Genomic DNA, 590 nt, shown 5'->3' on the forward strand with positions numbered 1-590 from the left:
TGTTATTTCCAGTTGGCTTCATGATGTTGTACTTGATGAAGTTCGATCTGCTCACCGGTGTGTTTACCTTGGTGCCCTTGGCGGTACTTGATAAGCGGACAGGCGTGACACCCGGAGAGATGTTACGTAACTGGGGCTTGGTGTTTGTTGGTAACTTTGCGGGTGCCTTGATGACGGCATTCTTCGCCTCATTTATTCTTACGTATGGCTATAACACTGACGGCGGAGCACTTGCTGCGAAAGTAAGTACGATTGGTGAGTCTCGAACGCTTGGTTATCAAGAGCATGGCGCTTCTGGTTGGTTTACGATTTTTATCCGTGGCATGTTGTGTAACTGGATGGTGAGCATGGGTGTTGTTGGAGCGATGATTTCAACGAGCGCTACAGGCAAAATGGCTGCGATGTGGATGCCGGTAATGCTGTTCTTCTTTATGGGTTTTGAGCACTCAATTGTGAATATGTTCCTATTCCCATTCTCTATGATCATGGGTGGTGAGTTCACTGTCGTTGATTACTTTGTTTGGAATGAAATTCCAACAGCACTCGGTAACTTAGTTGGTGGTTTTCTATTAGTTGGTCTTCCAATTTAC

At 45.8% G+C, this 590-nt stretch carries 1 protein-coding gene; it reads left to right on the top strand.

Annotation, left to right across the window (positions count from 1 at the left end; all coding sequences use genetic code 11):
- The coding region (locus A3751_RS01010) for a formate/nitrite transporter family protein (RefSeq protein ID WP_068451187.1) at positions 1-590 on the top strand (590 nt) is incomplete at both ends.

The sequence above is a fragment of the Oleiphilus sp. HI0080 genome, assembly GCF_001635135.1.